This window comes from Micrococcus sp. ACRRV, from assembly GCF_022346985.1.
Lineage (GTDB): Bacteria > Actinomycetota > Actinomycetes > Actinomycetales > Micrococcaceae > Micrococcus > Micrococcus porci.
Genome location: NZ_JAKRNH010000093.1, coordinates 1 through 9,360 on the forward strand (window position 1 = coordinate 1; position 9,360 = coordinate 9,360).

Consider the following 9,360-nt stretch of genomic DNA (forward strand, 5'->3'; position numbering starts at 1 on the left):
GGTGGGGATCGGCGCGCGGCGGGCCGGGTCGACGGCGGAGCGCGGCCGGGGCACGACGTCGGCCGGGCCCGGGTCATTCTCCCACGCGGGCGGGGCGACGCTCAGCCGGCGGTGAACCGGGCGGCCAGGGCCTGCCGGTCGGTCTTGCCGGTGGAGAGCAGCGGCAGGGCGTCGAGGACGAGCCACGTCTTGGGCACCGCGACCGCACCCAGCGCCGCGCGCACGTGGGCGCGCAGGACGGCCTCGTCAGGGGCCGCGGCCGGGTGGGCGGGCACGACGGCGGCGCACAGCCGGGCGCCCCACTCGGGATCCGGCACGCCGGCCACGTGGGCCGCCGCGACGCCCGGGTGCGCCTCGAGCACCGCGGTCACCGCGGCCGCGGACACCTTCACCCCGCCCGTGATGACGACGTCGTCCAGGCGGCCGGTGACGGCCAGCCGCACGCCGCCGTCGTCCGTGGGGGAGAGCACGCCCGTGTCCTCGGTCAGGAAGGCGCGGGCGCCGTCCGCGGCGGGGACGAAGTGGGCGGCGGTGCGGGCGGGGTCGTCGAGGTAGCCGGCCGCCACCATGGGCCCGGCCAGGCGCACGCGCGGCGGGGCGTCGGGGCCGTCCGGGGCCACCGCGACGGCGACGCCGGGCAGCGGCACGCCGTCGTAGACGCAGCCGCCGCACGTCTCGGCCATGCCGTAGGTGGCGGTGAGGCGCACCCCCGCCGCCTCGGCCGCGGCCCGCAGCGCGGGATCGAGCCGGGCACCGCCCACGAGCACGCGGTCGAAGGAGCGCAGGGCCGCCCGCCCGGCCGGGTCGGCGTCGGCCGCCAGGAGGCGCGCGAGCTGGGTGGGGACGAGCGAGACGAGCCGGGGGCCGGCGTCGTCGGGCAGGGCGGCCGCCCCGGTGGCGAACGCCGCGGGCGTGAAGGGGCCCGGGGGCAGGGCCACGGGTGCGGTCCCGGCCGCGATCGAGCGGGAGAGCACGGCGAGCCCGGCCACGTAGTGCACGCCGAGGGCCAGCAGCCACGCCCCCTCGCCCCCGAGCCGCCGGGCCGTGGCCGCGGCCGAGGCGCGCAGGGCCGCGCCGGTCAGGACGATCTGCTTCGGCGTGCCCGTGGACCCGGAGGTGCGCACCACGGCGACGGCGTCCGGGTCGCCGCAGCGGCGCGGGTCGCGGGCCTCGGGTCGGGGGAGGACGGCGCCGTCGGCGGTCAGCTCGACGGGGGCCCCGCCGTCGAAGGCCGCGGCGAGGGCGTCCGTGGCGCGGGCGAGGGCGTCGGCGGTGGCGGGCATGGCCCCGAGTGTAGGAGGCCCGGCGGTCGGACGGACCCGCCCGGTGGACCGGATCCGCCCGGCCGGTCAGAGCATGAACGGCACCGTGGCGATCTTGACCACCATGATCAGCGCGAACAGCTGGGCGTACCCCTCGGTCACGCGGGCGTCGGTGGACCGGGAGAGCGCGTAGTCCAGGATCGCCGGCTGGCCCGTGATGCCCGCCAGCGCCCCGAAGGTGCGATCCACGGACTGCCCCAGCAGCCGTGCCGCGGCGATGAGCAGGGCCGCGGTCAGCGCGGTGAGCACGGCGGACATCAGGATGGCCAGCCCGCCGACCCGGGTGAACACCGTCTCGATGAACGCCGGGCCGGCGGCCAGGCCCACCACGCCCAGGAAGAGCATGAGGCCGAACTGCCGCAGCGTCAGCGCGATCTCCGTGGAGGGCTCCCACACCGTGGGTCCGGTGCGGCCGATCGCACCGAGGGCGAGGCCGACGAGGATGCACCCGGCCGCCGGGCCGAGGGAGAAGGAGGCTCCGCCCGGAAGCGGGATCGTCACCATGCCCAGCAGGTAGCCCAGCGCCATGCCCGTGCCCAGGGAGATCCAGTCCAGGTTCGAGAGCCCCCGGGTCGAGTTGCCGAAGAAGTCGCGCACCGCCTCCATCCGCGGCGCGGTGGTCACGATGAGCACCCGGTCGCCGACCTTGAGCTCGGTCTGCGGGGTGGCCAGCGACTCGACGTCGTCGCGCCGCAGCCGGGCGACGTCGGTGCCGAAGCGCTCGCGCAGGGACAGCGTGCCCAGGCGGCGATCGGCCAGGGCGCGGGCCGTGACGATGACCATGGAGGTCTGCAGCGGGTTCATGACCCGCGCCGGGTCGGCGTCGGTGCGGCGGCCGAAGGCCTGCACGGCCGCGTCGATGTTCTTCTCCGTGCCGTCCAGGACGACCTCGTCCCCGGGTTCGATCCGGTCGGCGGAGCCGGCGATCCGGGCCACGCCGCCGTGGCGCAGCGCCACCACGCGCACCAGCCCCTCGGAGATCCCCGGGATCTCCCGCACGGCGAGGGCGGAGGTGGCGGCCGCGGCGGTGAAGCGCAGCTTGCCGTCGGTCACCGGCGCCGGATCGCGCGGGGAGCTGCTCCACGGGCGGGCGGCGAGCAGGGTGATCGCGATGATGGTGCCGACCACGCCCACCAGGTAGGACAGCCCGTAGCCCACGGCCGGGGCCTGCCCGCCGGTGAGCTGGTTCGCCAGCGCCATCGCCGGCGTCGCGGTGAGCGAACCCGTCCACACGCCGATCGCCGTCGGCAGGTCCAGGTGGAGCAGCGCGGCCAGCGGGTGCACCGTGAAGGCGGTGAGGATCACCACGACGACGGCGGCCAGCATCAGGGGCAGGTTGCGGCGCAGGTCCCGGAAGAACACCTTGCCGGCGCCGAGCCCGATCAGGTAGGCGAACAGGGCCAGGCCGAAGCTCTGGAACAGGGCCAGCCGGTGGCCGACGTCGGGCAGCACCGCCCCGACGAGCAGGCCCACGAACAGTGCTCCGGAGGCGCCGAGGCGGATCTTGCCCAGGGGGATGGTGCCGACGGCGGCGCCCAGGGCGACGGTGGCCATGAGGACGAGGATGGGCTGGTCGTTGAGCAGTGCGAGCATGGGCGGGTCTCCGTCCTGCCGTGGTGGTCGGTCAGAAGTAGTACGAGAAGGCGGACCAGTCCGGGTCGCGCTTCTGGAGGAACGCGTCCCGGCCCTCCACGGCCTCGTCCGTCATGTAGGCCATGCGGGTGGCCTCGCCGGCGAACACCTGCTGGCCGGCCATGCCGTCGTCGGGCAGGTTGAACGCGAACTTCAGCATGCGGATGGCCTGCGGGGACTGACGGTTGATGTCCGCGGCGTACTCGAGGGCGACCTCCTCGAGGCGCTCGTGGTCCACGGCCTCGTTCACCGCTCCCATGGCCACCATCTCCTCGGCCGAGTACTCGCGGGCGGTGAAGAAGATCTCCCGGGCGCGCTTCTGGCCCACCTCGCGGGCGAGCAGGGCCGAGCCGTAGCCGGCGTCGAAGGAGCCCACGGTGGCGTCCGTCTGCTTGAACTTCCCGTGCTGGCGGGAGGCCAGGGTCAGGTCCGCGACCACGTGGAGCGAGTGGCCGCCGCCGGCCGCCCAGCCGTTCACGACGGCGATGACCACCTTGGGGGAGTTCCGCATCAGGCGCTGGACCTCGAGGATGTGGAGGCGTCCGGCGCGGGCCGGGTCGATGGTCTCGGCCGTCTCCCCCTCGGCGTAGCGGTAGCCGTCGCGGCCGCGGATGCGCTGGTCCCCGCCGGAGCAGAACGCGTGGCCGCCGTCCTTGGGGGAGGGGCCGTTGCCGGTGAGCAGCACGGTGCCGACGTCCGGGGTCATGCGGGCGTGGTCGAGCGCGCGGTAGAGCTCGTCCACCGTGCCGGGGCGGAACGCGTTGCGGACCTCGGGGCGGTCGAAGGCGATGCGCACCGTGGGCAGGTCGCGCACCCAGCGGCCGTCGGCGTCGCGCTCCACCTGCCGGTGGTAGGTCATGTCCTCGAACTCGAAGCCCTCCACCACGCGCCAGCGGGTGGGGTCGAAGACGTCGGAGACCTTCTCGGGGAGGCGGTCGCGGTCGTGGTGCGGGGTGGACTCGGTCATGCTCAGCACTGTAGTGGCGACGACCGCGTTTTCGTTCGTGACATGGATGCCTCCGGGGATGCTGTCGTTCGAGAAACGGACGGCGGGCACGACGACGGGCGGTCACCACGGACGGTGGACGCCCGTCGTCGTCGGGGTGCCGGGACGGCATCCCGGGCCGCCGTCCGCGTCACGCACGAAAGCGGTCGACACGCCGTTCGTTTCTCGAACGGAAGCGGCCGGTGGGCCTCAGTCCCAGCCCTCCGGACCGGCGGACCCGGCCGGGTACTCCTCCAGGGGCACCTCGTCCGCCTCCCAGGCGGCGATCACGGGCTCGAGGATCTTCCACCCCAGCTCGGACGCCTCGGCGGCCACGCTCAGCAGCGGGTCGCCGGTGAGGAGCCCGCGCAGCACCTCGCCGTAGGCGTCCACGCGCTCGGCCCCGAGCTCGGCGGCCAGCGGGGTGCGGCGGGCGTCGAACGGGGTGTCGGCGCCGTCCACGGCGAGCTCGACCCTCACCCCGCGCGGGTTCAGCCCGACCACGATCCGCTCCGGACGCCCCGCCGCGGAGAGCCCCTCGGGCACGTCCTCCGGGGCGCGCAGGGTCAGGATCACCTCCCAGCGGGTCTCCGCCAGCGCCTTGCCGGAGCGCAGCCGGAAGGGGACGCCGCGCCAGCGGTCGGTGTCCACCGCGAGGGTCACCTCCGCCAGGGTCTCTGTCCCGCGGGAGGCGTCCACGCCCTCCTCGTCCGCGTAGGCCGGGGTGCGCGTGCCGTCCAGCACGCCCGCGGTGTAGCGGGCGCGGCGCGAGGAGGCCGCGGCGTCGTCGTCCCAGAGGCGGGTGGTGCGCAGCACCTCGACGACGGCACCCTGCAGCCCGGCCGCGTCCACGCGGGCCGGCGGCTCGAGGGCGGCCATGGCGAGCACCTGGAGCAGGTGGGACTGCAGCATGTCCTGGAGTGCGCCGGTGCCGTCATAGAACTCCGCGCGGCCCTCCAGGGCGATCGACTCGTCCGCCACGACGTCCACGCGCTCCACGTCCGCCGCGCTCCACACGCGCGCCAGGGTCCGGTTGGCGGTGCGCAGCCCGACCAGCGCCGTGACCATGGACTCGCCCAGGAAGTGGTCCACCCGGAAGATGCGGTCCTCGTCCACCACCTCGGCGAGGGCGGCGTTGAGGCGGCGGGCACTCTCCTCGTCCCGCCCGAAGGGCTTCTCCAGGGCCAGACGCAGCCCCTCCGGCACGTCGTCCATCCCGCCGAGGGCCTCCACGGCCTGCTCCGCCACTCCCGGGCCGACCGCGAAGTACACCACCGGCACGACGTCGTCGCTCCCCACCGCCTCGGCCGCGGCGGCGAAGAGGCCGCGCAGGTCGTCGGGGTCCGAGGCGTCCGCGGCGCACCAGACGGCCCGGCCGGCCAGGTCCTCGGCGGCGTCGGCGTCCAGCGGGGTCTCGGCCAGGGCCTCGCGGACCACCGTCCTCCACTCGTCCTCGCCGTGCTCGGAGCGCGCGGAGCCCACCAGGGTCACGCGGGGCATCTCGTGCGCGGCCAGGGCCCGGCCCAGGCCGGGCAGCAGCAGCCGGGAGGTGAGGTCGCCGGTGGCGCCCAGGATGATCAGGGCGACGTCACGGGCGGCGGTGTCGGCGGAGGCCATAGGTGCTCCTTCGAGGCGGACGGCGGGAACGGTCCCGGCCAGTGTTCCCCGCCGCCGCCTCGAAGGCGCCCCGGCCAGGGCCCACCCCCAGCGGTCCGGGTGCGCCGGTCCGTCCTGGCGGCCCGCGCGTCGCCGATGGTCCACTGGAGGGCATGACCGCGCAGACCGCCCCCGCCTCCCCACTCATCGAGGACCACGCGTACCTCTCCAACCAGCACTCCGGCGCGCTGGTGACCCGCGCGGGAGACGTCACCTGGCTCTGCCTGCCGCGCTTCGACGGGCCCTCCGTGTTCACCTCCCTCCTGGGGGCGCCCGAGCACGGGCAGTGGAGCCTGGGCATCGCCGACGGCGAGGTCGTCGAACGCGCCTACCTGCCCGGCACCCTCGTCCTGCGCACCCGCTGGCGGGGCCCCGAGGGCGAGGCCGACGTCCTCGACTTCATGCCGCTCGCGGACCACGCCGGCTCCGGCGTCGTGGACGCGGACGACGTCGGCATCCTCATGGGCGAGGGGGAGGGTCCCCTGCGCCGCGCGGACCTGGTGCGCCTGGTGCGCTGCACGTCCGGCACCGTGGAGGTCGACCAGTGGATCCGGGCGCGGCTGGACTACGGCGAGGTCACCCCGTGGGTGTCCCGGCAGGAGGACCCCGCGGGGGAGGAGTTCCTCGCCGTGGTGGCCGGCGGCGACGCGCTCGCGGTGCACGGCCCGGACCTGCGCCCGGACGGGATGAGGCACCGCGGGTCCACCCGCCTGGAGGAGGGCCGGTCCCAGGCGTGGACCCTGGCCTGGTACCCCGCGTGGACCACGGCCCCCGCCGCCCCCGACGCCGAGCACGCCCTGGAGAAGACGGTCACCGGCTGGGTCGAGTGGCTGGGCGATCCCCGCGCCCGCGGTCCCCGCGCCGAGCGCGTGGCCCGGTCCCTGCTGGTGCTCAAGGGCCTGACCCACGAAAACACGGGCGGGATCGTGGCCGCCCCGACGGCGTCGCTGCCGGAGGACATCGGCGGGGTCCGCAACTGGGACTACCGCTACGTGTGGCTGCGGGACACCTCCCTCACCCTGGAGGCGCTCATGGCGCACAACCACACCGACGACGCCGCCCAGTGGCGCGACTGGCTGCTGCGGGCCATCGCGGGGGAGCCGAAGGACAACATCCAGATCATGTACACGCTCTCCGGCGAGCGGCGCATGCCGGAGCGGGAGTTGGGGCACCTGCCCGGCTACGAGGGCTCCACCCCGGTGAACGTGGGCAACGGCGCCGCGGACCAGTGGCAGGCGGACGTGATCGGCACCGTCATGCTGGCACTGGACCGGCTGCGGGACGCCGGCGTGGACGAGGACCAGTGGTCCTGGCCCCTGCAGAAGCGCCTCGTGGAGCGCGTGCTGGCCCACCGGGACACGAAGGAGCACGGCCTGTGGGAGATGCGCGGGGAGCCCGCGTACTTCACGCACGGCCGCGTGATGATGTGGGCCGCCCTGGACCGCGCCCTGCACGGCGTCCGCGAACACGGGCTGGACGCCACCGAGGAGGAGACTGCCGAGTGGGAGCGCGTCCGGGACGAGCTGCGCGAGGAGATCCTCACGGAAGGCGTGCAGGAGGACGGCGCGTTCCGACAGACCTACGGCTCCGACGAGACGGACGCCTCGCTGCTGCAGATCCCGCACACCGGGTTCCTGCCCCACGACGACCCGCACATGCTCGCCACCGTCGCCCAGGTGGAGCGGGACCTGACGACGGAGACGGGACTGGTGCGCCGCTACCGGGCCACGGGCATGGACGGGCTGCCGGGGGAAGAGGCGCCGTTCATGATGTGCGCCTTCTGGCTCGTGGAGCAGTACGCCCGCTCCGGGCGCGTGGAGGACGCCGAGCGCCTCATGGCGCGCCTCGACGACTGCGCCAACGACCTGTTCCTCATGGCCGAGGAGTACGACGACGACCGGGGCCGCATGGCCGGCAACTTCCCCCAGGCGTTCTCCCACCTGGGCCTCATCCGCGCCGTGGACGCGCTCGAGGAGTGCGCGGAGGACGCCCGGGCCGCCGAGTGACCGCCTCCGTGCGCGAGGTGGACGGCGCGCCGCCCGCCGTCGTGCGCGGAACGGACGACGCGCCGCTCGGTCAGTCCACTCGCGCCGTGGCGCCGAGGGCGGTGAGCAGGAACGCGTACTCCCAGGCGGTGTCCTCCCAGCCCTGGTACCGGCCGGAGGCGCCGCCGTGGCCGCCGTCCATCTCGGTGCGCAGCAGGATCGGGGAGCCGCCGGCGGCGATCGGCGTCGTCTGGTCCGAGGTGACGGTGCGGCGCAGCTGCGCCACCCACTTGGCGGGCTCCACGTAGAGCACGCGCGTGTCGTTGAGCGAGGTCACCGCCGCGATGGCCGGGTAGTCCACGGCCCGCACGTTCTCATAGGGCGTGTACGCCTTCATGGTGGCGTACACCTCCGGGTCCTCGATCGGGTTGCCCCACTCCTCCCACTCCAGGGCGGAGAGCGGCAGGTCCGGGTCGAGGATCGAGGTCAACGCGTCCACGAACGGGACCACGGCCAGGCACGCCCGGTACAGCTCGGGGGCCAGGTTCAGCACCGCGCCCATGAGCAGCCCGCCGGCCGAGCCGCCCGTGCAGGCGATCCGCGCCGGGTCCACCCAGCCGGAGTCCGCGACGAACCGAGTGGCGTCCACGAAGTCGGTGAACGAGTGCCGCTTGGCGGCCTTCTTGCCGTCCTCGTACCAGGCCCGGCCCAGCTCGCCGCCACCGCGTACGTGCGCCACGACGTAGACGACGCCGCGGTCCAGCAGGGACAGCCGCGCCACCCCGAACACCGGGTCCATGGACATCTCGTAGGAGCCGTAGCCGTAGACCACGGCCGGGGCGGTTCCGTCCTGGGCCACATCCCTCCGGCGGATCACGGTCAGCGGGATCCGCACCTGCTCGCCGGTCAACGAGCTCGGTTCGGACGCCGGCGCCCACCAGCGCTCGGCCACGTAGTCCTCGCGGTCGAACCCGGGGACCTCCACCTCGCGGCGCAGGCGCACCTCGCCGGTGGCGGCGACGACGTCCAGCACGCGGGCGGGCGTCGTCCAGGAGGCGTAGGACAGGCGGAGGAACGGGGAGTCGAGGTTCACCCCGGCCAGGCGGCACATGTAGAGCTCCTCGTCGAACGAGGGCTCGGTCCAGGCGGGCGCGGAGCCCTCGCGCAGCCCCTCCAGCGGGGCGATCAGCACGCGCGGGGTGGTGTCCCGGCGCACGGCCAGGCCCACGTGGGTGCGGGTGACGAGCACGCCGTCCACACGGACGTCGTCGGCGTGCGGGACCACGGGGCGCCAGGCGTCGCGGTCGGCGACGTCGGCCTCGTCCACGATCGACAGCATCCCGTTGGGAGCCGTGGTGCCGTCGGCGAGGCGGTCGTGCACGATCAGCAGCCGGCGCCGGCCGTCCATGTCGAACGGCTCGACGTCGGCCAGCATCCGGGCGGTGCGGGGCACCAGCACGCGCGGGGCGGGCAGCGGGGAGGCGTCCACGGGCAGGTCCACGGCCCACGTCTCGGAGACCTCCGAGTTCCCGACGCCGATCAGCAGCTGGGTGCGGTCCGCGGAGGCGTCGAACCCGGTCCACATGCCCGGGTCGGACTCCTCGTAGAGCACGGCGTCCTCGGCGGCGTCGGTGCCGAGCGTGTGCACGCGCACCTGGTACGGCCGCCACGTCTCGTCCCACACGGTGTAGATCAGGCGGGTGCCGGAGCGGTCGAAGCGCACCCCGGGGGCGATGTTCGGCACCACGTCCGGCAGGTCCGTCCCCGTGGCGATCTCCCG

The 9,360-nt window shown here is 74.9% G+C and carries 6 protein-coding genes; 1 reads left to right on the forward strand and 5 read right to left on the reverse strand.

Features of this window, described 5'->3' with window-relative positions:
• Window positions 1-101: 101 nt before the first annotated feature.
• From MHY29_RS09490 to MHY29_RS09505, 4 genes are all read right to left on the reverse strand, one after another.
• On the reverse strand, window positions 102-1,283 hold the full coding sequence (locus tag MHY29_RS09490) for an AMP-binding protein (RefSeq protein WP_224356509.1): 1,182 nt from the start codon (window positions 1,281-1,283) through the stop codon (window positions 102-104).
• A 66-nt stretch (window positions 1,284-1,349) separates the two neighbouring features.
• Window positions 1,350-2,915: an aspartate:alanine exchanger family transporter gene (locus tag MHY29_RS09495; RefSeq protein WP_224356510.1), complete on the reverse strand. Its 1,566-nt coding sequence runs from the start codon at window positions 2,913-2,915 to the stop codon at window positions 1,350-1,352.
• Between the two features lie 31 nt (window positions 2,916-2,946).
• Window positions 2,947-3,921: a 1,4-dihydroxy-2-naphthoyl-CoA synthase gene (locus MHY29_RS09500; RefSeq protein ID WP_224356511.1), complete on the reverse strand. Its 975-nt coding sequence runs from the start codon at window positions 3,919-3,921 to the stop codon at window positions 2,947-2,949.
• A 228-nt stretch (window positions 3,922-4,149) separates the two neighbouring features.
• Window positions 4,150-5,556: a glucose-6-phosphate dehydrogenase gene (locus MHY29_RS09505; RefSeq protein ID WP_239240609.1), complete on the reverse strand. Its 1,407-nt coding sequence runs from the start codon at window positions 5,554-5,556 to the stop codon at window positions 4,150-4,152.
• A gap of 152 nt (window positions 5,557-5,708) precedes the next feature.
• Here MHY29_RS09505 and MHY29_RS09510 point away from each other — a divergent pair, with 152 nt between their 5' ends.
• Entirely contained in the window at window positions 5,709-7,601 is a 1,893-nt protein-coding gene (locus MHY29_RS09510) for a glycoside hydrolase family 15 protein (protein WP_224356513.1), read from the forward strand.
• Window positions 7,602-7,671: 70 nt separating this feature from the next.
• Here MHY29_RS09510 and MHY29_RS09515 read toward each other — a convergent pair.
• Window positions 7,672-9,360: prolyl oligopeptidase family serine peptidase (locus MHY29_RS09515; RefSeq protein ID WP_239240612.1), on the reverse strand; the 1,689-nt coding region annotated here is incomplete at its 5' end.

Excerpts from the sequence above, each read along its gene's own strand:
- MHY29_RS09490 (WP_224356509.1), bottom strand. The coding sequence starts at position 1,283 with ATGCCCGCCACCGCCGACGCCCTCGCCCGCGCCACGGACGCCCTCGCC.
- MHY29_RS09495 (WP_224356510.1), bottom strand. The coding sequence starts at position 2,915 with ATGCTCGCACTGCTCAACGACCAGCCCATCCTCGTCCTCATGGCCACC.
- MHY29_RS09500 (WP_224356511.1), bottom strand. The coding sequence starts at position 3,921 with ATGACCGAGTCCACCCCGCACCACGACCGCGACCGCCTCCCCGAGAAG.
- MHY29_RS09505 (WP_239240609.1), bottom strand. The coding sequence starts at position 5,556 with ATGGCCTCCGCCGACACCGCCGCCCGTGACGTCGCCCTGATCATCCTG.
- MHY29_RS09510 (WP_224356513.1), top strand. The coding sequence starts at position 5,709 with ATGACCGCGCAGACCGCCCCCGCCTCCCCACTCATCGAGGACCACGCG.